General features: G+C 65.0%; 20 protein-coding genes. 10 read left to right on the top strand and 10 right to left on the bottom strand.

Translation table 11 applies throughout. The annotated features are described in order from the left end of the window. Positions 1–60: 60 nt before the first annotated feature. The 3 genes from ACTHNQ_RS20470 to ACTHNQ_RS20460 are packed head-to-tail and all read right to left on the bottom strand — an operon-like array spanning position 61 to position 4,844. The gene (locus ACTHNQ_RS20470) at positions 61–1,254 is read right to left on the bottom strand and encodes a restriction endonuclease subunit S (RefSeq protein WP_440335762.1); all 1,194 of its coding nucleotides are present in this window, start codon (positions 1,252–1,254) and stop codon (positions 61–63) included. Continuing rightward, positions 1,251–2,861: a type I restriction-modification system subunit M gene (locus tag ACTHNQ_RS20465; protein ID WP_440335761.1), complete on the bottom strand. Its 1,611-nt coding sequence runs from the start codon at positions 2,859–2,861 to the stop codon at positions 1,251–1,253. Before ACTHNQ_RS20465 ends, ACTHNQ_RS20470 begins: the two co-directional genes overlap by 4 nt. A gap of 9 nt (positions 2,862–2,870) precedes the next feature. After that, a complete protein-coding gene (locus ACTHNQ_RS20460) occupies positions 2,871–4,844 on the bottom strand; it encodes a hypothetical protein (RefSeq protein WP_440335760.1) in 1,974 nt (657 codons plus the stop codon). 193 nt (positions 4,845–5,037) lie between these two features. Between ACTHNQ_RS20460 and ACTHNQ_RS20455 the strand changes: the two genes are divergently transcribed. Continuing rightward, complete coding sequence (locus ACTHNQ_RS20455) at positions 5,038–6,264, top strand: DUF2130 domain-containing protein (protein ID WP_440335759.1); 1,227 nt, start codon at positions 5,038–5,040, stop codon at positions 6,262–6,264. Positions 6,265–6,364: 100 nt separating this feature from the next. Here the strand turns inward: ACTHNQ_RS20455 and ACTHNQ_RS20450 are convergent, their stop codons facing one another. Further along, positions 6,365–6,535 carry a hypothetical protein gene (locus tag ACTHNQ_RS20450; protein ID WP_440335758.1) on the bottom strand — a complete coding sequence of 57 codons (171 nt, stop codon included), beginning with the start codon at positions 6,533–6,535 and terminating at the stop codon, positions 6,365–6,367. 388 nt (positions 6,536–6,923) lie between these two features. Here ACTHNQ_RS20450 and ACTHNQ_RS20445 point away from each other — a divergent pair, with 388 nt between their 5' ends. Further along, a complete protein-coding gene (locus ACTHNQ_RS20445) occupies positions 6,924–9,665 on the top strand; it encodes an AAA family ATPase (RefSeq protein ID WP_440335757.1) in 2,742 nt (913 codons plus the stop codon). Positions 9,666–9,719: 54 nt separating this feature from the next. Here the strand turns inward: ACTHNQ_RS20445 and ACTHNQ_RS20440 are convergent, their stop codons facing one another. From ACTHNQ_RS20440 to ACTHNQ_RS20420, 5 genes are all read right to left on the bottom strand, one after another. Then, positions 9,720–9,992, bottom strand: coding sequence for a hypothetical protein (locus tag ACTHNQ_RS20440; RefSeq protein ID WP_440335756.1), 273 nt, complete (start codon positions 9,990–9,992; stop codon positions 9,720–9,722). A 444-nt stretch (positions 9,993–10,436) separates the two neighbouring features. Next, entirely contained in the window at positions 10,437–10,832 is a 396-nt protein-coding gene (locus ACTHNQ_RS20435) for a hypothetical protein (RefSeq protein WP_440335755.1), read from the bottom strand. An 87-nt stretch (positions 10,833–10,919) separates the two neighbouring features. Next, positions 10,920–12,353, bottom strand: coding sequence for a ThiF family adenylyltransferase (locus tag ACTHNQ_RS20430; protein ID WP_440335754.1), 1,434 nt, complete (start codon positions 12,351–12,353; stop codon positions 10,920–10,922). Further along, the gene (locus ACTHNQ_RS20425; protein WP_440335753.1) at positions 12,350–12,751 is read right to left on the bottom strand and encodes a hypothetical protein; all 402 of its coding nucleotides are present in this window, start codon (positions 12,749–12,751) and stop codon (positions 12,350–12,352) included. The genes ACTHNQ_RS20430 and ACTHNQ_RS20425 overlap by 4 nt, the downstream gene beginning before the upstream one ends. Positions 12,752–12,753: 2 nt before the next feature. Further along, positions 12,754–13,014 carry a multiubiquitin domain-containing protein gene (locus ACTHNQ_RS20420; RefSeq protein WP_440335752.1) on the bottom strand — a complete coding sequence of 87 codons (261 nt, stop codon included), beginning with the start codon at positions 13,012–13,014 and terminating at the stop codon, positions 12,754–12,756. A gap of 94 nt (positions 13,015–13,108) precedes the next feature. Between ACTHNQ_RS20420 and ACTHNQ_RS20415 the strand changes: the two genes are divergently transcribed. The 4 genes from ACTHNQ_RS20415 (at position 13,109) to ACTHNQ_RS20400 (ending at position 16,933) form a co-directional block, all read left to right on the top strand. Beyond that, complete coding sequence (locus tag ACTHNQ_RS20415) at positions 13,109–13,459, top strand: helix-turn-helix domain-containing protein (RefSeq protein WP_440335751.1); 351 nt, start codon at positions 13,109–13,111, stop codon at positions 13,457–13,459. A 28-nt stretch (positions 13,460–13,487) separates the two neighbouring features. Continuing rightward, positions 13,488–14,051: an ImmA/IrrE family metallo-endopeptidase gene (locus ACTHNQ_RS20410; protein WP_440335750.1), complete on the top strand. Its 564-nt coding sequence runs from the start codon at positions 13,488–13,490 to the stop codon at positions 14,049–14,051. Positions 14,052–14,310: 259 nt separating this feature from the next. Beyond that, on the top strand, positions 14,311–15,420 hold the full coding sequence (locus tag ACTHNQ_RS20405) for an SDH family Clp fold serine proteinase (RefSeq protein WP_440335749.1): 1,110 nt from the start codon (positions 14,311–14,313) through the stop codon (positions 15,418–15,420). A gap of 913 nt (positions 15,421–16,333) precedes the next feature. After that, complete coding sequence (locus tag ACTHNQ_RS20400; protein ID WP_440335748.1) at positions 16,334–16,933, top strand: Fic family protein; 600 nt, start codon at positions 16,334–16,336, stop codon at positions 16,931–16,933. A gap of 737 nt (positions 16,934–17,670) precedes the next feature. Here ACTHNQ_RS20400 and ACTHNQ_RS20395 read toward each other — a convergent pair. Continuing rightward, positions 17,671–17,850 (bottom strand): helix-turn-helix domain-containing protein, encoded by a 180-nt coding sequence (locus ACTHNQ_RS20395; RefSeq protein ID WP_440335747.1) that lies wholly within the window; start codon positions 17,848–17,850, stop codon positions 17,671–17,673. A 117-nt stretch (positions 17,851–17,967) separates the two neighbouring features. On the opposite strand from ACTHNQ_RS20395, the gene ACTHNQ_RS20390 reads away from it, so the two are divergent. The 4 genes from ACTHNQ_RS20390 (at position 17,968) to ACTHNQ_RS20375 (ending at position 22,688) form a co-directional block, all read left to right on the top strand. Further along, positions 17,968–18,612, top strand: a complete 645-nt coding sequence (locus tag ACTHNQ_RS20390; protein ID WP_440335746.1) for a hypothetical protein — start codon at positions 17,968–17,970, stop codon at positions 18,610–18,612. A 419-nt stretch (positions 18,613–19,031) separates the two neighbouring features. Further along, positions 19,032–20,306 (top strand): hypothetical protein, encoded by a 1,275-nt coding sequence (locus ACTHNQ_RS20385; RefSeq protein ID WP_440335745.1) that lies wholly within the window; start codon positions 19,032–19,034, stop codon positions 20,304–20,306. A gap of 1 nt (position 20,307) precedes the next feature. After that, complete coding sequence (locus ACTHNQ_RS20380) at positions 20,308–20,520, top strand: twin-arginine translocase TatA/TatE family subunit (RefSeq protein ID WP_440335744.1); 213 nt, start codon at positions 20,308–20,310, stop codon at positions 20,518–20,520. Further along, positions 20,517–22,688: an alpha-L-fucosidase gene (locus ACTHNQ_RS20375; protein WP_440335743.1), complete on the top strand. Its 2,172-nt coding sequence runs from the start codon at positions 20,517–20,519 to the stop codon at positions 22,686–22,688. Before ACTHNQ_RS20380 ends, ACTHNQ_RS20375 begins: the two co-directional genes overlap by 4 nt. Positions 22,689–22,692: the final 4 nt, after the last annotated feature.

The raw sequence follows: 22,692 nt of genomic DNA, 5'->3' as shown, positions 1-22,692 counted from the left end.
CCCCAGATACATGCGACGGTGCAGTCTTGTGAATCTATCCGGTCTCGAGGCCGGTCGCGTTCACGCGCCGGCTCGGGATGCTGCCTCCTCCGCATCACGGACACGCAGCTTGCCCGACATGAGCTGCGGGAGCAGGGCGTCGCGGGTTGCGGCGAGGGTGCGGTTCTCAGCGTCGTGCGCGGCAACGGCAGTGAAGAGCGTCGTCGCACGAGTACCGAACTCGACAAGCCAGCTGTGGTCGGGAGTTGGCATCTCGAAGGCAGCGAGATCGGATGCTGCCACTCGTTGCCGCCCGGACGTCCCGATCATGTGCTGAACAGCGTATTCCCGGAACCGAGGGGCAGTTGCGAGGAGGAACGAGATTGGCGGAGCCATCATGTCCCGAGACCGGAACACGATGAACTCGGTTGAACCGACGCCGACCTCGTCGCTATCAAGGTGGTCCACATAGCCGGTCTTGCGGTTCTCGAGGCACGGTGTGATGCGCGCGAGGAGAGTGTCGCCATTCTGGAATCGCGCACCACCCTTCGGCTCGCGGTAGTCGAACCCGTCGATAGACCAGCCTGATTCGGGCAGCCGCTTCATATCGATGTAGATCGCTGACTGTGTGCGCGGCACCGTGACTTTCGGGTTCAGCTCCACGAAGTCGGCGAGTGTCGACGAACGGTCATCCCTGCTAAGCCACTCCGCGTCGATCTCCGTGCGAAGTAGCTGCTCTGCCGCATAGGCGAGGGCGGTGTTGGCGGCGATCTTGTCGTCGAGGGCGCCCAGCACCTCGGCGATTGCCCGCTGCTCGGGGAGCGGCGGCAGGGGGAGGGCGAGTTCTCCCACACGCGAGATATAGATGTGCTTGATCGTCGAACCCTGCGCACCCTGCTCAAGCAAGTCCTGATATTTGGGTGAGCGAAGCAGGTACGCCAAGTAATGACTGTCGACACGGTCATTCAGCTGAAGGAGTGCAACAGACTGATTGATGCACACATCGGATCGGTCACACACAGCGACTCGACCGATTGAGCCGTCCTTCGTGAGGAGTACGTCACCGACATTTGGGCGACTCTTGTCTGTCAACAGGTCGCGGTACGCCGAAAGGTCAGTATGGCGCGCGGTCTCGTAGTCGATCCGACCATCCCGGATGTCACGCGCGGTCACCATCACGGGGCCTGCGTCCGTCGTCGGCATAGGGTTGGTAAACCCATACGTGATGCGGGTGGTCAGGTCGTTCAGTGTGACCTGAGGCCACTCGGAGATCACGACACTCTCGCGATCTGTGCGCGCACGACACCTGCCAACCGCGCCGACTCGGCGAACTGCGCCTCCAGCTCGGCCCGCAGGCGGGCGAGCTTCTCCTCGATCGGCTCGCCGTCGTCCGCCGTCTCGGCGGCGCCAACGTAGCGGCCGGGCGTCAGGGCGTAGTCCGCGGCCTTGATCTCGGCGAGGGCCGCGGAGTAGCAGAAACCTGGAACGTTCGCGTACTCGGCGGGTGCGGCACCCGACTCGATTCCTCGCCACGCGTGAAACGTGCCCGCGATACGCGCGATGTCCTCATCCGACAGCGCACGCTCGGCGCGGTCGACCAGGTGGCCGAGGTTGCGGGCGTCGATGAAGAGCACCTCGCCCGCCCGCGCTCCCTTGTCTTTCGCGAAGAACCAGACGCATACGGGAATGCCGGTCGAGCGGAAGAGCTGCGTCGGCAGTGCGACCATGCACGACACCAGATCCGCTTCGACGATCTCGGCGCGGATCTGGCCCTCGCCGCCCGAGTTCGACGACATCGAACCGTTCGCCATGACGACACCGGCCTGGCCGCCGGGAGCGAGCTTGGAGAGGATGTGCTGGATCCACGCGTAGTTCGCGTTGCCAGCCGGCGGCACGCCGAACCGCCAGCGCGGGTCGTCTTCGTTGCGCGCCCAGTCCTTGATATTGAACGGGGGATTCGCCATCACGAAGTCGGCCTGCAGGTCGGGGTGCAAGTCGCGCGCGAAGGTGTCGCCCCAGCGCGGACCGAGGTTGCCCGACAGCCCGTGGATGGCGAGGTTCATCTTCGCCATGCGCCACGTGCGCTCGTTGAGTTCTTGGCCATAGACCGAGATGTCGCTGCCCTCGCCATGGTGGGCGTCGATGAACTTCTCGGCTTGCACGAACATGCCGCCCGATCCGCACGCTGGGTCGTAGACGCGGCCGTGGGTCGGCTGCAGCAGTTCCACGAGCACCCGTACGACTCCGGCGGGCGTGTAGAACTCGCCGCCCCGTTTTCCTTCGGCGGCCGCGAACTTCTCCAGAAAGTACTCGTACACCTCGCCGAGCAGGTCACGGGCGCGGCGTCCGTCGGATCCGCCCTGTCCCTGGGCTGCGAACCGTGCCGAGTTGAACAGGTCGACGAGCTCGCCCAGGCGGCGCTGGTCGACGCTGTCGCGGTTGAAGATGCGCGGGAGCGTGCCCGAGAGCTGAGGATTCGCCTGCATGACGGCATCCATCGCTTCATCGATCAGCGCGCCGATCGACTTCTCGTGGGTGTCCATCGACGGCCCCAGGCCCTTGGCGTTCTCGGCGAGGAAACCCCACCGCGCGTTCGCGGGCACCCAGAACACCCCGCGGCCGGTGTACTCGTCGGTGTCGTCGATGAGTTCGGCGATCTGCTCATCGTCGTAGCCCTCGGCGGTCAGCTCAGCGCGGATGCCGGCACGGCGCTCGTCGAAGGCATCCGAGACGTACTTGAGAAAAACGAGCCCCAAGATGACGTCCTTGTACTGCGAGGCATCCATCGACCCGCGCAGCTTGTCGGCCGCCTTCCAAAGCGTGTCTTTCAGCTCCTTCATCGTCGACGGCGCCTGCGCGGCGGCTTTCGGTGTGCGGGGCATGCGTGTTCCTTACTGCGTGGATGCCGCATCGGCGGCGTGGTTCGTATCGATCATGGTCACCGCTCCCGACGTCGCACCAGCGACGATCAACGCGGCATAGTCGGTGAGGCGCGCGGCGCGGGCCTCAAGGTCTTCTCGAACAGTCGCTATGTCGGCGAGGGCTTGGCGCAGCGGCGCGATGGTGTGCGGGGCGACGCGGCGCAGCATCCATCGCTTCCATGCCCCGGGGCCGGCGGTCGCGCCGGTGATGTCGGCGGCGATGACCTCGGGTACGAGTCCGCCAGGGTCGCCCGCTGTGACGCGCAGCACGCGAGCCGGGTACGCGACGACCTTCGTACCGTCGGTGTCGACCCACGCGGCCGCGGTCGGGCTGGTGCGGAAGATCACATCGCCGGGGCGGCTGAGCTGCGCGTTCGGGTACTGCGTTGCAAACGTGAGCTGGTCGACGCGTGTGCGACCGATCGCCGCAGGGTTGTCGAGATCGGATGACGTCACGACGATGAGTCCTTCCGAGCCCAGCAGATCAGGATCAAGGCGGGTGCCCTGGATCCTTCTCAAGTGTCGGGCATCGATCAGCTCGGGAACTGACATGGCTCGCGGGACATCGTGGGTATCGGGCACGATCTCTTTCGGGGTGATGTCGTCACGAACCGCGTCAGCGGCGATGTCGAGACGAGCGGGAAGCTCTGCCGCCTTCGTGGTAGTAGCAGGCTTCCGAGTCGCCGACGCCACGAGCGAGCCGCTTCGTGCCTGCAACGACGTCGTCCGCACGAATGTCACGAACCGGAACTTGTGTTCGCGCATGTCGCGTCCGCTACCCATCCCCGCGATCAAATCCGATACGAGGTCGGCGCGCGCAGCGGGAGTGAGCGGAATCGCGGTGAGATCGGCAAGCGCGGTGACTCGCTCCGCCAGCGTGACCTCGCCTATCGGCTCGCCAAGCACCCAGAGCGCTAGCGACTCGCGAGTCGCGCTGTCGACCAGGCCGGCCGGCAGGCGCGCGATGCCCCGAACCCGGCCAGAACGAAGGATGTCGACGCGCGCCCGCTCGTCGGTGGGCGCCAACGGATCGACGAGGGTCCTCGCGGGGCCGACCACGACCGCCGCGTCCGAATCACGCAACGACAAGGAGACCTCGTCGACCGCTCGCAGCATCCCTGCCACGTCGTCGCCTCGCTCAGACGGAACGCGCGCGACAACGACGGAGCGGGTCGCGGGTTGCTCTGTATCAGCGAGCCAATGACCCTCGACACGCAGCTGGCGTCGAACTCGCCGACTGTCAGCTTCCGCACGCAGCACGATGCTCACGTCGTCACCAAGTCTGCCCGCGAGCGTCAAGGAGAGCGTGGCGTCGCCACCATCCAAGGTCACGGCATCGCCGTCGCCAAGGAGTGCGAGCGTGGCGTCGACGACGAGCGCGACCGCGTCGGCTACGAGCGGCCCTGCGGACCCGGCGGCTCGACGCGACACAGCATGCCGACGATTTACGAGCGCCAACGCGGCCGACGGCGAGTACGTCGCGTCGATCAGATGAACTGAGTATTCGAGCCATGGCGCACCCCGTCGCACGTGAGCGGAGATCTCGGCCTGGAGCATCTCATCGAGAGGGTCGACCTTGGCCGCGGCCTCCTCGATCTTCGATTGGGTGAGCTCGCCCGGGTTATCGGTCTGCGAGTAGAGGGTGATGAGCGCTTCCAGTTCTGAGACCGCGTCTGAGTCGGCGAACGAGAAGTCCGCCGGGGCGGCCGCTGCCGCGGCATCCTCGCGTGCTTCCGGATTATTCCCGTGCCCTGTGCGGACGAGCCAGTCGGCGACCTGCTTAGCCTCGAACAGCGGCCGCCCGCCTTTCTCACTTACAGCCCGTGGAAACGGATTAGCAGTCGACGCGAATCGTGAACGCCACATCGATGCCGCAGGCCGCTGCACGCCGGCCAGCCGGGCGACGCCAGCCAGGTCGATGAGGAGCGAGGGCGCTGTGGACATGTGACCAAGGTACCGGGAACTGCCAACTGTCCCACGCTTGTCCTGATAAGTGCCCTTATCAGGCCATCATGCCATCGAGGAACGAATCTAGTCCACGATCTGTTCCGGCGGCATCACGTCGCTGCTGCAGGCGGGGCGCTACTGGGGGCCGCCCCGCCTGCGGGACTCGCTCACGCCCTCTCTGGAGATACCCATGACTGAGATCACATCGACCATCGCCTCGAACGAGATCAAGTGCCCGCACTGCGGCACCCTCTTCACCATCGACGAGGCGCAGTACGCCGACATCGTGCAGCAGGTGCGCACCACCGAGTTCGAGCACGAGATTCACGCACGTCTCGCGGAAGCCGAGAAGTCCAAGGCCACCGAGATCGCGCTCGCTGTGGCCAACGCAACCCAGCAGGCGCAGAAAGTGAGCGCCGCCAAGGACACCGAGATCCAGCAGCTCAAGTCCGAGCTCAAGGCGGCGGCGACCGACCAGGAGCTGGCTGTCGCAAAGGCTGTGTCTGCTGCGGAAAAGAACCTCAACGAGGCGAAGAGCAAGCTGGAGCTTCAGGCGGCCGAGCAGAAGGTCAAGGACGCTGCGCTCAAGGAGTCCCACACCAAGGAGCTCGCTCTCAAGGATGAGCTCATCGACCGCTACAAGGACATGAAGGCGAAGCTCTCGGTCAAGCTCCTCGGCGAGACCCTCGAGCAGCACTGCGAGATCGAGTTCAACCGCATGCGCTCGCTCGCCTTCCCGAACGCACAGTTTGGCAAGGACAACGACGCGTCCGCCGGCACGAAGGGCGACTACGTGTTCCGCGACTTCAGCGATGACGACGTCGAGTACGTCTCGATCATGTTCGAGATGAAGAACGAGTCCGACGCCACCGCGACGAAGAAGAAGAACAGCGACTTCTTCGCCAAGCTCGACAAGGACCGCAACGACAAGGGCTGCGAGTACGCGGTGCTCGTCTCGATGCTCGAAGAGGACTCCGACCTCTACACGGGCATCACGGACGTCTCACACCTGTACCCGAAGCTGTTCGTCGTCCGCCCGCAGTTCTTCCTCGCGATCATCGCGCTGCTGCGTAACGCCGCCCAGGACACCATCGTGGTCAAGGCCGAGCTCGAGCAGATCAAGAAGCAGAACATCGACATCACCGACTTCGAGTCCGAGCTCGAGGGATTCAAGTCCGCGTTCGGTCGCAACTACCAGCTCGCCAAGGGCAAGTTCGATACCGCGATCAAGGAGATCGACAACGCAATCGATCGACTCCAGAAGGTCAAGGACAACCTCCTCGGATCCGAGAACAACCTCCGCCTCGCGAACGACAAGGCGACGGCGCTCACCGTCAAGAAGCTCACCAAGGGCAACCCGACCATGGCGGCCAAGTTCGCCGAGCTGGACGCCGCCGAAGCGCGGGACGCCGCGTAGCACTCTGCGGATGGGGAGTCCTCCAGTCGTGAGGACTCCCCAGCGGTCGCAGCGCCGCATTGAGCCAGATCGCGAGCGATTCGAACGATGGAAGCTGATGTCACTGCACCGATCGCACCCGTGCGGCGAGATCCGATTCCGCGACCACCGCGAGGCCGTCTCGGCGCTTCACAGTGCGGCGACGCTGCGTCAGCGTGCCGCCGAGGCGATGCTCTCGACACGTCGCCACGAAATCCGCACATACGAATGCGATACCTGCCATGGCCACCATCTAACGAGCCTCGCGGCATAGTGGGGCATCGCGCGCGACACCCCCGTATAGAAGGGAGTGTCGCCATAGCCGGACAAGCGCCCGGCATCCGAGAGGACTACAACGACGCACCGAGAGCACACAGACGATACCCAAGACCCAAGACCCAAGACCCAAGACCCAAGACCCAAGACCCAAGACCCAAGACCCAAGACCCAAGACCCAAGACGAACCGAGCCCCGAAAGGAGAAGGAAGAACCGAGCCAAGAAGAGAAAAGGAGAACCAGCGATCCAGCGATGCACGCAGGCACCGTGGGTGAGCAACACCCTTTGAACGCACTTCCCTACACATACCTGCGCACCACAAAAATCCCTGGATAACGAGCAAAACGCACCTTATCCTGGCCGCATGCGCGGAGGCCTCGAACGATGGAAGCGAGGTGACGAATCCCGAGGGGTTCGACAGGCGATCGGCTACGCGTTCGAGGGCACCTGCGATGCTCACCTCCACCACTCCCCCGGCATTGACGCGCTCGAAGCGTACAGCGCCGCCTCCGACTCAACCGTCTCGCGGTTCATCGTCGAGAACGGCGTCATCACGTCCGACGAGCTCACCGCCAGCAGCCTTCGTATCTGGCTCACCGGACACGACCCGGTCACCGGGGAAGAGCGCGGCCATCAGCGGCTGAGCCCCGACGCCGACCTGCTGCTCGACGGAACGCTCAACCACCCGAAGTCGTACAGCATCGCCGCGCTGTTGCATCCTGAACTCGCCGCCGAGTTCGAAGCGCTGCAGGACCGGCTGCGCGACCGCATCCTGCTCACGTGGCAAACGGAGCTCAACGCGCGGCGCGGGCACGGCGGGCTCATCCGCGAGGAGATCACCCGCATCGAGGTGGTCGAGCTGCAGCATCGGCGCTCGCGCGCGCTTGACCCGCACATCCACCGGCACCTCTGGCTGAACATCAAGGTGCTCGGCGCGGACGGTAAGTGGTCGAACCTCGACTCGCGCGTCGCGATGAAACTCCACACCGTCGTCAACGCCGAGGGCGAGCTCGCCGCCCGCACGGATCCCGCGTGGATCGCCGCGCTCGCACGGCACGGTTACACGCTCGACGAGACTGGCGAGATAGCCGAACTCGCCGACGCCGTCCGGCCCGTCTCGCGTCGGTCAGCGCAAATCGAAGGCAACCGCGCGCGCCTGATCGCGGAGTGGTCGGCGGCGCACGGAGGATCTGCGCCGAGCGTGGAGGTGCTGCAGCAGATCGATCGCCGCGCGTGGGCGGTGGCGCGTCCGAACAAGCCGCCCGATCTCGACGAGGCGTCTTGGGAGGCGCACGTCCGCGACGAGCTCGCAGTGATCGATCCGAGCCTGACCACGCCCCGCGCGCCCATTCCCGTTGCCGCGACAGACCCGCATGCCGTCGACCTGGACCTGCTCGCCGCACAAGCGGTCGTCGACGCGGACGAACGGTCCACCTCATGCGGCGGCAGGTTCAGCCTCTTCGACATCCGCGCGGGAGCGATACGCGCGCTCTCGCGAACGGGCGTCGTCGCGGAGCGTGACCGGCTCGACGGCGTGATCGCCGAGATCACGTCGCGCGCCACGCGTGCTGCGTACCGCTTGGTCGCGGAGGATCCGCCGGCACACTTGAAGGCGTTCATGGCGACCGAGACCCTAGGCGCCAAGGTGCGTCTCGCCGGCCGGTTGGACGCGCTCGCCCAACCGGGGCGTTCCCTGCTGCCGGGCGAGTTACACCGGCTCGCCCCGAACGAGGATCTGTCGATATTGGATGCCTCACAACGCGTTGCCGCGTGCGCCATCGCCGGCACGGACGGGCTCGTGACGGTTGCCGGCCCCGCTGGCGCGGGCAAGACGACGATGCTGCGCGCGGCGTTCGCTGCGCTCACGTCGCAGCGGCGGCGGATGCTCGTCGTCGCTCCCACTCGGAAGGGGGCGTCGGTGGCGTCCCGCGAGGTCGGGGCCGCGGCATCCAGTATTCATACGCTGCTCTTGGACCACGGCTACCGATGGGGCACCGACGAGGCGGGCGCGCAGCTGTGGACCAGGCTTCGAGTGGGAGAAGTCGATCCCAGCACGGGCGCCATCTACGGCGGACCAACCCAATACGTGCTGCGCTCTCGCGATCGGATCGTCGTCGACGAAGCCGGCATGGTCGACCTACAGACGGCGAACGTGCTCGTCGAGCTCGCGATCGAGCAGGGAGTCGGGCTGGCGTTCGTGGGTGACACGCACCAGGCGTTGCCGGTCGGACATGCGGGTGCGATGGGTTCTGCGATCCGGCACTCGAACGCTGCGGTCGAGCTCGACACCGTGCATCGGTTCCGCGATCCCGACTATGCGGCGCTCACACTGCGCCTCCGGGATGCGGGCGATCGCGAGCGTGCTCTGGTGGTTGCGGGCGAGCTTGTCGAACGCGGTCACGTCGACCGGGTCGAACATCACGACGCGGCGCGTGACCAGATGATCGACGCGTACTTCGATTGGCACGCACGCGGCAAGCGGGTGACGCTGGTATCTGGCACGAATGCTGAGGCGGATGCGATCAACGACGCCATCCAGCAGCGGCGAGTCGATCAGGGCGAGCTCGACGTCCGCGTCGCCGCGTGGGGAATCGGGCAGCAGCGCATACTCGTCGGCGACACCGTGCAGACCCGTCGCAACGACCGGCTTGCGGGAGTCGAGAATCGCGCGCAGTGGATCGTGCGCGGTATCCGCGACGAGTACCTGTCTCTTGTGTCCGTGAGCGACAGCGGCGAGGCGGCGCGTGTGTCCACGGAGTACGCGCGCGAGCACCTGCAGCTCGCCTACGCGTCCACCGTGCATGGTGTGCAGGGCGATACCGCCGATGCCTCAGTGGTCGGGCCGGACGTCGATGCCGCCGGACTCTACGTAGGTCTCACGCGCGGGCGGTTGCACAACGTCGCGATCGTTGTCGCGCGGACGGATGCGGAGGCCCGCGAGTACCTCGCCGACTCGATGCAGCGCGGCACTCCGGAATTGACAATGCAGGATGCGCTGCGAGCGGCCGAGGCGGAGGTGCGGCGCGCAGCGCGGAACCGCGAGGTGGCGATGGCTACGGGGCCGGCGGTGGGGGCGCCGAGCGCGGGGCGCGGGATCGGGATGTAGTACGTCGTAGCCACGCAGACACGTGAGGCTGCCCACTCCTGCAGGATTGGCGTTCTAGAGGGCAACGTTAAGGGGTGTCATGGCTAAGACGTCGATAGCGAAGTGACCCTTGTAGTTGCCGAACTCGATCACGACGGCTTGCCCGCACTCGCACCAGGCCGTGAGGCTGGCGGTCGGTGAGTACTCCTTTGTTGGCTCCAAGCTCATCACATGGCCCGTGGGATGCAGTGTCGACTCCCCGCACGTGGGGCACGCCACCTTTCCCTCCATGATCTTTCCCGCGTTGAAGAATGCTCCATAGGTGTGCTTGCCGCTGAATCCGCCCATAGGGTCGATCTTGCCGCAACTCGGGCCGTACCTCGACGGCCGATGCCTTTCGGATCGTGGCCGGAGGCGAGGTGGTCGTTTAGCTAGCGATATCAGCCATCGATCAGTCGCCCAGCTCACCGAACACTCCTTCATCTCAGCGAATCTTGCACGTGGGCGTGGGTTGAGCGCGCCCTCGCCACGGACATCCGCGCTCTCGTCTCGCGGCTTCCGCACGCTCGGCGGATCAGCCAGCGTCGAAATTCTCCCGATGTGGGCTATCGGATGCTGTCCAGTGGAAGCTAGACAGCCTGGCGCAGATCGCAATTGACCGGAGCGAAGCGGCACCGCGCTTGTCCTCCCCGCAGGAGCCAGTGCGGCGATGCGCGCATGGGAATCGATCTCGCCCTACCTCAGAGCACGACTTCGCCCTCCTCCTTCACCCCCTGGCCAGGGCCACACGCGTCAATGCGCGCGTTTCCACTGCCGCGCGGCGCGTCCCCGCTTGCGGTGGTATCGAGCGAGCTCTTCCTCGAATGCACGGAGCCAGACCGTTGCCCGTTCTCGGCGTGCCGCATCCCGCGCGCTGAGGAACATGGCCGGGGTGAGCGCCGCTAGAACGACAAGAGCCAGCCCGACGCTCACCAAGAGGAGGCTGGTCCACTCGGCGATGGTGTCTAGTGTCATGCCGTTCAAGACTGGAGAGGCGGGCACCATTAGCGCGATCAGGAAAGCCGCGGCGATCCCCCCGAAACCGAGCGACAGCGAGTTACTCTCATCCGCGTGCGCCGCCCGCAGTGCCGCAAGTGTTGCGACCTGTTCCTCGTGAGCGGCGACCGCGAATCGCTGCAGCCTCTCCATTGTCACGTCTGTATCGGTGTAGATGTGAGGCAGCACGGTATTCCGCTTAACTTGCGCGCGGCGACTTACGACCGAGTATGGCATCGTCTAGCGGACCTTCGTGGGGAGTCGCTTCGCGTCGCCGCGCGCGAAACGAGCGGGTCCGCAGTTGGGGCAGCGAGGGTCGCGGCGTTGGCTGTATTCGACGATGTCGTCGGCGAGCGGATGGAAGCTTATCCACCGGTCGGGGTCCACGAGATCAGACGTGAGCCCCGTTATGCCCATCAGCCAGTCGTTTACAGCGTGCGCTGCTGCGATGGCGTTGAGCGTGATGACGCTGGGTGCGGGTACCTCTTCATCGTCGAGGTACCGCTGTCGACGGCGCTCCGACAGGCTCTTTGCTTCCTCTTGGAGGAGGATCGGGCTGATCAGCTGCGCGCAGCGAAGGCAACCCACGCCGGGAAGGCTGGAGCGGACAACGGAGAAGACGTCTGCGACGTCACCGGTGCTCTCGACGAGGGAGACCTTGGCGCCGACTTGCGTGTTGGGTACGAAGTACTGGTGAGTCAGGGCGTCAACCAACCGTCGGGCCGAGTGGGAGTCGGCGGCGAGGAAGATGTGATCGCAGGCGGTCAGCAGCTGTGCGACATCAGGCTCGAGGACGTCATCGAAGACGGTAGTGACAGTCACCGTCTTCGAAGCCGTTCGTGCCACGCGTGCCGCGATGTCCACTTTGCGCGCGGAGAGCCGCCGCCCGAACTGGCGCAGCCACTCCGGGCGTCCCTCCGCGGTAAGCAGTGTTCGCGCGTCCCAGCGGCGGGCACCGACGACGCGTGGCAGGTTGGAGATCTCGATACGGTCGGGATCGATCAGGACCAGTTCGCCGACTCCGAGGCGGGCGAGGTACTCGTTAATGAGCGAGCCGGCACCTCCAAGGCCGATGATTGCAATCCGTTGGGTGGCGAGGATGTCCTGCCCACGATCACCGAAAAGCCGCGACTGCCGGTCGTACGCTTCCCCGGCGTGTGCGGGGCGACGCGGCTCCGGGTGCAAGCGGATGCGTGGGCGCCCCTGCACCTCGAGGTGCTCGATGGGGACGCGGGTTCCGTCGGCGAGCCAAATGTCGCCGGCGACCGCGTTGCGAGCGAAGACGAGCGCCCCTACAGCGGGACGTTCGGTGATATCCAGGAGGGCAGGGTATCCCCGTTCGTGAGAGGCCAGATCGATTTCGGAAAATTCCACACGGTCCGTCCCGCCGTGGCAATGCACGGCGATGTAGATTAGCTGGTCATCTGCGCATGACTCTGCCGTCTGCAGCACGAAATCTGCGGTGAGCTTGCGGTATCCGCGGTCGCCGGGGACGTAGTCGATTCCGTCAACGGCGTAGAGGACATCGTGCACCAGCAGCCGGTTTCCCCGTGGTGTTCGCGCCAGACCGCAGCGGAGGATGGCGGCGTGCTCGTCCCGGTCCCCGGGGTAAAGATGTGCGAGCAACGCGCGCCAGTCATCCTGCGTGATGTGAACTGACCATGGGGCATTCATCCGCGCAGCCAATCCAGGATCCTGTGCAGCTTTGCAGCGGCGGTGTCGATGTCGGGATCCCAGTTTCGGCTGCTGCGAGAAAGCTGCGTGACGGGCTCAGTGTCGCCGTCGGGGCCCCAATTGGTCTGCTGGAATCCGTCCTCCGACCGTAGGGCCGTGCCGTCGTTCATCGTGAGCGCAGGGACGCAGAAGTGCGGGTACACCTGCGCTTCGGGGTAGCTGTACACAAGGTGGAATCCGATCCACGAAAACCGCACATTGAAGCGGCCGCCCATCGGAAGCGGCTCCACCTTGACGAATGCTCCGCCCGTTCCGTCCTCCCGGTGGGTGACGGCGGCTTCGGGGAAGGACTCGGCGAGCTGCTCAAGTGCTTCGGCGACTTCCTGAGTGAGGGCCATGGTCAGGAGTTGTCTTCGCCGGTGACCGCCCGGAACTCGTCGCCAGTCTTGACCGTGATGGCGTCGCCGTCCGCCACAGGGCGGAGCTTCGAGCCCTTCTTCTCGGACAGCTGGAAGTCGAGCTGGATCGCCACTCCTTGCGCTATCGCTGCTTGCTTGATCTCCAGACCAGTGACGTGCTTGTCGGGCAGATCGACGGGCTTGCGATTGACGGTGACGGTGGTCACGCGCTGCTTGATCTTGTCGGCGGCGTTGGTGGACATTCCTGCTCCTTGCTCTAGTCTGGAACTCTCACGATTGCAAGAGTCGAACTCTATTCTAACACACGATTGCAGAAGTCGAATCAAGGGGACAACCATGGCCAAGGGCACTTTCGACGCCGCCGCCTTTTATGCCGCGCTTAACCAGACCCGAGAGGCACGACGCCTTACCTGGAAGCAGGTGGCTGAGCAGGCTGGAGTGAGCGCGTCCACTCTTACCCGCATGGCGCAGGGCAAACGGCCGGACGTTGACGGACTCGCTGCGCTCGCCTCGTGGAGCGATCTGAAGGCTGACACCTTCGTTAAGCGTGGGGAGACCGATGCTGAACCGGAAACGATGGCGATGATCTCGACCTACCTTCGCGCTGACAGAAACCTTTCGCCCGACGCGGCTCAGGCGCTCGAGAGCATCATCGCTACCTCTTACAACCAACTCCGAAAGAAGTAGCCGCCAGCACATCTTGGAGGTACTGCCGATGCCACCGACCGCCGGATTCGTCAAGAAACACGTGACCGATCTCGCGTACCAGACCCGAGACGAGCTGGGATTGAGCCCGTTCGACCGCCTGGACCCACTCGTCCTCGCCGACTATCTTGAAATCCCGGTCCTCAGACTCTCCGAGTTCCAAATGGATAACCCGGAAGCTAGTGAGTACTTCCTCTCACGCGACCCAGGCGCCTTCTCCGGTCTAACGGTCTTCCACGGAACCGGGCGCATCATCCTGCACAACGACGCACACTCCCCCGCGCGGCAAGCCAGCAACATCTGCCACGAACTCGGCCACGGCCTACTGCTCCACGATCCGACGCCCGCGGTCGACGGGTCGGGCTGCCGGGAATGGGACCAAGTGATGGAGGACCAGGCGCAGTGGATGGCCGGGGCGTTGCTGATCCACGAGGTCGGCCTGGTCACCGCCCTCCGACGCGGTAACGATGTCCGCGACATCGCGAGGCGATATGGCGCCAGCGAAGACATGGTCAGCTGGCGCATCAATATGACTGGCGCCCACCGTCGCGCGCGGCAGGCAGCTCGGCGATAGAAGCTATCTCGGCAGCGTCCGTCCGGGGGTGGGCGGTCCGACCGTCTGCCTGTCTGTCCGCGCTAGCTTCGGGTCTCCCGGCGTGTCAGCATCCCGGCGAAACGTCGCGATAGCCCGCGCTGCGCGCCAAGCCCAGCCAGTCGAAGTCGAAGTGCCGCGGCAACGCCGCAGCACAGCGCCCCAACACAGCGCCCCGCCTCGGGTCCGTCGGTAATCGCTCGGTTCCTGACCGCTACGATGATCGGTACTACTCACGCGGATGGAGTTCGAAGTGGCGCAATCCAGGATCACGCCGGAGAGCGACGCCTTCCCGTCGCCGGACGCCGCTGGCGGCGTGGAGGCCGAGGCGAAGGCCGACGTAGCTGACTCGGCAGAGTCCGTGGACGTGCCTACGGCGGGCGACGGCCCAGACCTACATGCGCTGCCAACGGGTGAAGAAGCTGAGGCCGTGGCGCCCGGACCCGCGCAGAACGTTTCGTTCGACGGGATCGTGATCGGAGATGCGCCCGATCAAGCACTACTGGACCGTCTCGAGGCGATCGGCCAGCACGCCAACGCGGAGGTGCTACTCATCACCCACGGTCGTGGCAATGGTCCTGCCGGCGTCGAGTCCCTGAATGACGTGGTCTACCAGCAGGTGCGGCGCCTCGCGCGAGAGGTCCGCGACAAGAACGTCGTGCTCGTGCTGGACTCGCCCGGTGGACAGGCCGATGCCGCATATCGCATCGCCCGGTTGCTCCAGCGCTCGACAGCATCCTTCTCGGTCGGAGTCCCTGTCTGGGCCAAGAGCGCCGCAACACTGCTGTCTCTCGGTGCCGAGAAGGTGTACATGGGCTCATGCGCAGAATTTGGGCCCCTCGACGTACAGTTGTTCACCCACGAGCGCGAAGAGTGGGGCTCTGCCTTGGACGAGGTCCAGTCGCTCGATCGCATCACCGAAGCAGCAATCACGCAGGCCGACCAGGCGATGCTCTTCCTCCTCCGCCGCACAGGCAAGAAGATGGAGACGCTGCTTCCGTACGCGCTCGACTTCGCCGCCAAGCTCCAGGCTCCGATGGTCGAAAAGATCGACACCATCCACTACACCCAGCAGTCACGGGTGCTGAAGGTCGCTGAAGACTACGCTGTTCGCCTGATGACCCCGGTAGCCGGCCCGGACCGCGCAAAAGAGGTGGCGAACCGACTCGTCAATGCTTATCCTGAGCACGGGTTCGTTATCGACAAAGAGGAAGCCGCTAGCATGCTTCCGATCGACGTGGATCCCGTGGTTGAGACGCTCCTCGACGAAATCGGCGAGCTGCTACAGATCAGTAGCCACGTGCTCATCGGCCGGATCAAGAAGGATGAAGGTAATGATTCAGACAGCTGAAGCGTCCACCCTAGCGGCCTCGTTCGGCGAGAGCTTCATTGCTGACTCGAAGGAAATCGCTGGCATCGCAGTTCGTGGATCGCATCGTGATCGCGATGAATTATGGGAAGACTCCGCGCGGCGCTCCGAGGGCGCCTTGCCTCTGTGGCGGCAGTTGGCCACCTACTAGGCAAACAGCTTCGGAAGCCTCGCCTGACATGGGCGAGGCTTCCTCGTTTCTGCGCGGCTACCTGAGCCTGGCACCGCGACCGATCTGACGGAGTGGCTCGGCGCAACCCTCTGCTTTGCTGAAGCCATTCGCGCCGAGTTGGCGGCGAGGCCTTTTCGGACTGGGATCCGGCACCGGTCAGCTCATCGGATCGCTGACCAGCGTTGGCGCTTGAGCTCAGTGGGCTACGTTCAGACGCGTGCGGTCGCGAGTCCGCCCCTGGAAGCGGTGGGAGCAGTTGGGCGCGGTCGAGCACCTCGAGTCTAGGAGCTGGCCGAATGCTCACAAGCGTCGCCGCCGTAGCGGAAGCCGACATCGAGGGATTATGGCACCGCGCCACGCGGAGCTTCCGGCGGCACCCAGCCTCTGATCAAGGCATACGCGCCATGAGCGTCCCGCAGACCGGCGTGCTCGGTGGTTGACTCCAGTGGTCTCAGTGTCGACGACGCTCAGCGAAGTTTGCGGTAGTACGGGTAGACTCAGCAGCAGCAATGCAGGGGGCAATAACCCCAGCAATACGTGTCAGCCGACTGAGCAACAGTCTCAGTACGAACGCAGGTGATTCGCGATGCCCAAAGTTCTAGTCAGCAAAGTGGATACTTGGCGTGCCATGAGCCCTGCTGCCAAGCGCCATGCCCGTTCCGCGGTAACAGTTCGTCGCGTTGTTGCAAGCATGGCGATGGAGGGTGAGCCGGTCTCGTCTGCATGGAAGACGAAGCACCAGCAAGCAGCCTGACGCGATTCCTCGAGACGACTAGAGGCCTTCTCAGCTATGCGGAGGTCGCGGACATCGTCGCCGAGGAGTTGCTTGGGTTGCTCGACGATATCGCCGCCGGCGAGTTCAGCGCGAAGAGTCTGGACGACGACCTCCTTAGGTCCTTCCACGAGCGGATCCTGGTCGGCATCGTCCCCGAGATCGCGGGCCAGTGGCGCGAGGTTGACGTAGCGGTGGGCAAGCACCTTCCACCTCCCTGGTGGAAGGTGCAAGTGCTCATACGAGAGTTCTCGATGAATCTCTCGGCTCAAGTGGAGTGGTGCGGCGCTGACCTCGAGCGTCAGATCGAGGTCCTTGCCTTCGCCGAGGGGTCGATCCTCTCAATCCACCCATTCGCCGACTTCAATGGGCGAGCCACCCGAGCATTTCTCACGGAGTTGATTCAGCGGTTCGACTTGCCTCCCGTCGAGCTCAGCGTCGAACGCGATACGCCGCGTTTTGAGGTGTATACAGGGGCGCTGCGGGCCTTCGATGTGGGTGACCCCACGCTTCTCCGAGAGTTCTGGATCGACCGCATCGAAAACTGGTAGCGCGAGGTCAGCTACTGATGTCACCGTCGCTCCTCCGGTAGGCCGTTATCGTGTCCTCCACATTTAGTCGCCGACGACGTGTGGTCGCTCAGGTCACCGCAAGCCCACCTACCGGTCCGATTGCGCTCTGCGGGCGCCGCCTTCGCTCCTCGTCGACAAAGGATGGACTCGCACACGGTCACATCCGCGCGGCCGTTGCGAGTCTGGCATTCGCCGCCCGCGTCCACCGGTTGCCCGCTGCCGCTGGGTTCGAGGCAGTATGCGGGTAAGCGTCCCGCGCTGCGGGTGGAAGACGGCATCATCCAGCCGCGTGTCGAGTCTCTGCGTATCGGCGGACGAGACGGCACCAATCTAGTCCAAGGTGTGCAGTCCCAGATCGGACGAGTGACTGCGGCGCTCGGAGAAGCGGCGCCTCCAATCACCGGCGTGCTGTGCTTTCTCGAAGCCGACTGGCCCACTGATCGGCGGCTCCTTCAGCGTCGATGGTGTTCACGTTCTGCGGCCGCGTCTGCTGGTCCAGCGCATGGCAGACGCGCCGCCGCAGCTCATCGACGTCGACCTAATCCACACGCAAATTGCCTGCGCCTTTCCCAGCGCGTAGTGCGCGGCCAATCGAGTGGAATCGGCGCCTTGAGCAAAGGCCGACGAGGGATTGCCTCCCGCTCGCCGCGCGCTTGGTAATCGCGCCGTGCCTGCCCGCTGCTTGGCTGTTAGGCCACACCGCCCGTCGCGCGCGATCAGGCGTCGACGCCGAAGGCCCGTAGGAGCGGCACGCGGGGGATCATCCGGCGCGGGCCGAGTTGGACCGTGGGGATGGTCCCGGCGTCGATGCCGAGCTTGATCGTGCGGTAGTCGACGCCGACGAGCTTCGCGGCATCCTTCATCGTCAGAGCTAGGGAATCTTGTGACCGGTTCATTGCCCTTCCTTCCTGTGAGCCAGCAGTGTCAGTCTTACTTCGTCGCAAAGTACCACGCCTGAGCCAAGATCGACAGTCTTCTTCGCGAATCGGCGCAAACCTGGAATAGTGGGCTTCATGGCAGACGTCGAGGCGTATGACTTCAGCGACGAACGGGTTGATCTCGGCAGCGGAGTGACGCTTCCGAAGTCCTGGCGCGCGCGTGTGTCGGGTGAGCAGGATGTGCCCGGCACGATCACTGTCCGCGTGGAGTGGGATGCCACGCTCGGACGCACCGCCGTCGTCTTCGCCGCCCTCGAGCGCGAAGCAGAGGGCGTCGACATCACCAGCCAGGTGCTCCGCGAAGTGCGAACGCACTGGATCATGACGATGTCAGCTCTCGATGCTGTCACCGTCGACGTCGGCACTGAGGACGGCGACAAGGTCGACCGCATCCCGGTGCGCGATTACCTCAGTCGCGTACTGGCGCAGAAGGAGCGCGAGCCCGTGGAGTCCCTCCACGCCGCGATCTCCGTCTATCGCGTCGCGACAGCGATCAGCTTTCCGCCGCTGAAGCTCGTCGCCGACACTCTCCAGATCAGCCAGAGCACCGCGACCCGCCTCATGAGCCGCGCACGCGACTCGGGGCTGGCTCCAGAAGTCCGCATTCAGGAACCCCGGCGGGCGCCGGCGGTCGACCCATACAACCCGGGCAGGCCACTTGACCCAGCGGCGCCTCAACCCGGGCCGGCTCAGCCCGGAGGTCCGTCGATCGGACTCTGAGCGGCCCGACAACGGCTTCGCTTTGGCACCTCGGCTTCACTTGAGACTCCGGGCCCCCAGTACTTGCCGGTGGCTTGATTACGCCTCACGCGCCAGCGCGAGCGACAGCTCGCGCATCCTAGGGCTCGGCGTCTTTGCGTACCTGCCTCTGCCGGCTCGGCATGGTGGCGCCGTTCTGCTCGTCACGCCTGGGCGTCGACGTTCACCACACCTGCTACACGCGAGCAGGGGCCGCGAGCCGCTGCGTGGTTGCACCCCGCCAACGAGCCACGGCGTACGACATCCTGCAGCAACGGCGCAGCCAGCGGTCGAGACCCTCTTTGTGATGTACATCCTCATAATGTAGATTACTCATGTTCATACTGCGATACAGATACATGAGTGCACGTATCGCATACCTGACGTCGCGAAGGAGCGCTATGACCGAGGCGGGCCCGTACAGCGGACTGTCGACTTCCGAGGGAGCCTTCGAACGTGCCATGGAGCACGGTCGTGGAGTTCTCCGGCTCGCTCCCACATGGGTGCCGCGGGCGTTCTGCAGCCCGGGCCGCAGACTGCGGCTGCATCCCGACGACTACTTCCCTCTCGGCAAGGACCGCGGAGGAATCGATGAGCGTTGGCTCGCGAGCGCCATCCGCGCTGAGAACGGGCCGCTTACGGATGAGTTCGAGGGCTTGAGCCTCGTCGTCGACCCCGAAGGAAAGGTGCTGCCGTTCGACGAGTTCATCGCGTACTTCAGAGACGACGCTGTCGGAAGTCACTTCGCAACTCACGGGACATGGCCGATGTACGCCAAGTTCTTCGACAACGAATGGCCGCTTCCCTTCCACATCCACCACCGGGACGAACATGCAGCCCTGGTCGGCAAGCCGGGCAAACCGGAGGCCTATTACTTCCCACCGCAGATGAACGATCACGGTGGCCAGTTCCCGTACACGTTCTTCGGGTTGCACCCGGAGGTAACGCGTGAGCAGGTTCGTTCCCGGCTCGAGCAGTTCCTCCGCGGAGGCGACAACCGGATCACCGAGCTGTCGAAGGCGTACCGCATCACGCTCGGTACGGGGTGGGACGTTCCCGCCGGCATCCTCCACGCCCCGGCGAGCGTCTGCACCTACGAGCCGCAAGCAGCCTGCGACGTGTTCGCGATGACCGAGTCCTGGTCGAACAACCGCGAGGTGCCGGACGAGCTGCTGTGGAAGGACGTTCCTGCCGATCGCGTCGGCGATCTCGATTTCGTCGTCGAACTCATCGACTGGGACCAGAACATCGATCCCGAGTTCTGGAGTCACCGGTTCACTCCTCCGGTCGAGACGACCGCCAGCGCCGCCGACGGCGGCCGCGCGTACGTCGAGCGCTGGATCACCTACCGCTCACCCGCGTTCAGCGCCAAGGAGCTCACCGTCGCTCCGGGAGGGTCCGTCACCGTCGACGATCGGGATCCGCACGGACTCATCGCGGTCTCGGGGTATGGAACCGTCGGCGGACACCAGTTGAGCGCCGTCTCCAGCATCCGCTACGGGCAACTCTCCAACGACGAGTTCTTCGTCACCGAGGCAGCACTCTCCAGCGGAGTGACGATCACGAACAGATCATCGACAGACGATCTCGTCATCCTCAAGCACTTCGGCCCAGGCAACCGCGAGCTCTCGGAAGAGCCGATCGGCCGGCTCAACCCCACCGATTCGGGCAAGTGACATGTGGCAGAACATCAACGGCTGGCACGCACTCATCATCGTGGCGGTCATCGTCCTCATCTTCGGCACGTCTCGACTGCCCGCGCTCGCGCAGGGCCTCGGTCAGTCGCTTCGGATATTCCGTGGCGCAACCCGTGAGAACGACAGCGGCGAGAGGCAGTCCGAGGCGGGCAACACCGAAGGACAGCCCCGCACAGGAGAGAACGCGAAATGACTTCACCCCGCTACGAGCGCACCCGGCGCCGCATGCTGCTCGATATGCACATCCCCGACTGGGATCCATCCTTCCTCTCAGCCTATGAACCCTCGGACTTGGCCGACCTGTATGCGCGCGCGAACGTCGACGGGGTCCTCTTCTACTGCAAGTCGCACCTCGGTCTGAGCTACTGGCCTACCCCCGTGGGGGGTGTGCACCCCGCCGCCGCGCAACGCGATCTCGTCGGAGAGATGCTCGACGCGCTGCGCCGGCGCGGCATCGCGCCGGCCGCCTACCACACGACGATCTTCGACAACTGGGCGATCGAGAACCACCCCGACTGGTCGATCGTCCCCATCTCACGACGCGTGGGCGTGGACATGCCCTGGCACGGCCCGCGTTACGGCACCGCCTGCCCGAGCAATCCCGACTACCGTCAGTATGAACGCACCCAGATAACGGCTCTGCTCGCCCGCTACGATTTCGACGCCCTCTGGCTCGATATGACGTTCTGGAACGCCGTATGCATCTGCCCCTCCTGCGAGGCCCGGTATCGCGACGAACGCGGCGTCGACATCCCACAAGACATCGACTGGCGGTCTCCCGAGTGGGCCGCATTCCAGTCCGCTCGCGAGCGGTGGCTCGAGGAGTTCATCGCCGAGCTTTACGCGGCGGCCCGCGAGGTGCGGCCCGCAATCGCGCTCACGCACAACTTCGGCGCGGCCACGCACGGCTGGTACGCCGGGCTGCGCACCGACGCCAGCAACCTCGACAGCTTCGCAGCCGGCGACATCTATGGGGGCCGCGACGAGCAGCTCGTGGTGTCGAAGCTGTTCCAGCATCTGGGCGGGACGCAGCCGGCGGAATTCATGACCACCCGTACCCCGGATCTCGCGAACCACGTGGAACTCAAGAGCGAACAGCACATGATGACCGAGGCCCTCGCGACCATCATGCACAACGGCGCCTTCCTCTTCATCGACGCGATCGACCCACGTGGCAGCGTGAACCCCGGAGTCTACGAACGCGTAGGACGGGTATTCGACGAGATCCAGCGGTGGGAGCCGCAGCTCGGCGGCGAACCCCTTGCCGATGTCGCCATCTACTACTCGGATGACGCGAGCGTCCTTCCGTCCGATTCCGGAGCCTCCGCGGCGACGACGCTGGCGACAGCACACGAAGATCCCACTCGCAAGAGCGATATCCCCCACCTACGCGCTGTGACGGCTGCATCAGCGGCTCTCCAGCGAGCGCACATCCCGTTCACCGTCCTCACCCGCAGCTCGCTGCTCGGCGACCTCGCGGACTTTCGAGTTCTCGTACTGCCCGATGTGATCCGGATGGATGCCGCGGAGCGCGACGCCGTTCGCTCCTTCGTCGCCGCGGGCGGGGCGGTCTACGCGAGCGGTCGCACCTCACTGATCGACACCGTCAGCGGCGGCGCGGATCATCTTCTATTGGGGGATGTGTTCGGCGTCACGCTGCGGGGCACCGAGAACGGCGACGGCTTCTACCTGACCCCGCGGGACCCGATTCTGGCCGAGCAGGTCGCTCCCGAACATCACCTCGGACATGGGTTCCGTCCTGGATGGGTGGGCAGCGGATACGCCGACGCCGCCTTGGGCCTGCCTCGAGTTTCGGCTGATGCGGACACCGCCGTCTACGCGACGCTCACTCTGCCCTACGCCTACCCTTCATCGGGAAGCCTCCACGGTCACGACTTCGCGAGCATCCATTCCTCCCCGCCGTGGACAGAACTCGACGATGCGGCGGTGACGGCGCACGCGTTCGGCGCTGGACGGTCGATCTATTCGGTGGCACCGATCGAGCGGGGCGGATCCCAGGCGGAGACTCGGGCGTTCATCGCGCTTGTCGAGCATCTGCTGGGCGACGATCGCCGCCTTCGGGCGACCGGACATCCCGACATCTGGCTGACCATTTTCGCGCAGCCGGATCGACGACGCCTCGTCGTCAATGCGCTGGCGTACCGCACAGAGGAACCGGCCATGGCGCTCCCCCTCCGCTTCGAGGTGCGGACGCCCGGCGACACACAGGCGATCGCCGTCACCCGGCTCAGCGACGACACGGCCATGCAATGGCGCGAGTCGGATGGATGGGTGCACGTGGATGCCGGCGACCTGGATGTGTTCGAGATGTATGCCGTGGAGTACGCGACCAGCGGGTGAGCGC

It is taken from the genome of Microbacterium sp. (assembly GCF_051953575.1).
Classification (GTDB): domain Bacteria; phylum Actinomycetota; class Actinomycetes; order Actinomycetales; family Microbacteriaceae; genus Microbacterium.
This window is presented reverse-complemented; position numbering and strand designations above follow the sequence as displayed.

Bases quoted from the DNA above. Each gene is read 5' to 3' on its own strand.
- ACTHNQ_RS20465 (WP_440335761.1), bottom strand. From the start codon at position 2,861: ATGCCCCGCACACCGAAAGCCGCCGCGCAGGCGCCGTCGACGATGAAG.
- ACTHNQ_RS20460 (WP_440335760.1), bottom strand. From the start codon at position 4,844: ATGTCCACAGCGCCCTCGCTCCTCATCGACCTGGCTGGCGTCGCCCGG.
- ACTHNQ_RS20455 (WP_440335759.1), top strand. From the start codon at position 5,038: ATGACTGAGATCACATCGACCATCGCCTCGAACGAGATCAAGTGCCCG.
- ACTHNQ_RS20450 (WP_440335758.1), bottom strand. From the start codon at position 6,535: ATGGTGGCCATGGCAGGTATCGCATTCGTATGTGCGGATTTCGTGGCG.
- ACTHNQ_RS20445 (WP_440335757.1), top strand. From the start codon at position 6,924: ATGCGCGGAGGCCTCGAACGATGGAAGCGAGGTGACGAATCCCGAGGG.
- ACTHNQ_RS20440 (WP_440335756.1), bottom strand. From the start codon at position 9,992: ATGGGCGGATTCAGCGGCAAGCACACCTATGGAGCATTCTTCAACGCG.
- ACTHNQ_RS20435 (WP_440335755.1), bottom strand. From the start codon at position 10,832: ATGGAGAGGCTGCAGCGATTCGCGGTCGCCGCTCACGAGGAACAGGTC.
- ACTHNQ_RS20430 (WP_440335754.1), bottom strand. From the start codon at position 12,353: ATGAATGCCCCATGGTCAGTTCACATCACGCAGGATGACTGGCGCGCG.
- ACTHNQ_RS20425 (WP_440335753.1), bottom strand. From the start codon at position 12,751: ATGGCCCTCACTCAGGAAGTCGCCGAAGCACTTGAGCAGCTCGCCGAG.
- ACTHNQ_RS20420 (WP_440335752.1), bottom strand. From the start codon at position 13,014: ATGTCCACCAACGCCGCCGACAAGATCAAGCAGCGCGTGACCACCGTC.
- ACTHNQ_RS20415 (WP_440335751.1), top strand. From the start codon at position 13,109: ATGGCCAAGGGCACTTTCGACGCCGCCGCCTTTTATGCCGCGCTTAAC.
- ACTHNQ_RS20410 (WP_440335750.1), top strand. From the start codon at position 13,488: ATGCCACCGACCGCCGGATTCGTCAAGAAACACGTGACCGATCTCGCG.
- ACTHNQ_RS20405 (WP_440335749.1), top strand. From the start codon at position 14,311: ATGGAGTTCGAAGTGGCGCAATCCAGGATCACGCCGGAGAGCGACGCC.
- ACTHNQ_RS20400 (WP_440335748.1), top strand. From the start codon at position 16,334: ATGGAAGACGAAGCACCAGCAAGCAGCCTGACGCGATTCCTCGAGACG.
- ACTHNQ_RS20395 (WP_440335747.1), bottom strand. From the start codon at position 17,850: ATGAACCGGTCACAAGATTCCCTAGCTCTGACGATGAAGGATGCCGCG.
- ACTHNQ_RS20390 (WP_440335746.1), top strand. From the start codon at position 17,968: ATGGCAGACGTCGAGGCGTATGACTTCAGCGACGAACGGGTTGATCTC.
- ACTHNQ_RS20385 (WP_440335745.1), top strand. From the start codon at position 19,032: ATGACCGAGGCGGGCCCGTACAGCGGACTGTCGACTTCCGAGGGAGCC.
- ACTHNQ_RS20380 (WP_440335744.1), top strand. From the start codon at position 20,308: ATGTGGCAGAACATCAACGGCTGGCACGCACTCATCATCGTGGCGGTC.
- ACTHNQ_RS20375 (WP_440335743.1), top strand. From the start codon at position 20,517: ATGACTTCACCCCGCTACGAGCGCACCCGGCGCCGCATGCTGCTCGAT.